Raw genomic sequence first — 315 nt, forward strand, 5'->3', positions numbered from 1 at the left:
CGCTTACTGATGCTGAAGTACTTTGACTTGCTGATACAGAGGCGCTTGCTGATTGGCTAGCTGATACAGATGCTGAGTGACTTGCACTTACTGATACTGAAGCTGATTGGCTTGCGCTTACTGATGCACTTACGCTTGCACTTGCTGAGGCACTTTGACTCGCACTTGCTGAGCTTGATGCTGATTGGCTAGCACTGATGCTTGCTGAAATAGAAGCTGAAGCGCTTTGGCTTGCACTAATTGACGCAGACTGGCTCGCGCTTGCTGAGATAGAAGCTGAGTTCTGGTTGTTAGATGCTGAAGCTGAGGCACTTG

1 protein-coding gene is annotated in these 315 nt (G+C 48.9%); it reads right to left on the reverse strand.

What is annotated here, in order from left to right; all coding sequences use genetic code 11:
• Positions 1-315: hypothetical protein (locus B7705_RS00190; protein WP_193431897.1), on the reverse strand; the 315-nt coding region annotated here is incomplete at both ends.

Origin of the sequence: Streptococcus oralis subsp. dentisani, assembly GCF_002096685.1 — a bacterium.
Classification (GTDB): Bacteria; Bacillota; Bacilli; order Lactobacillales; family Streptococcaceae; genus Streptococcus; species Streptococcus oralis_AD.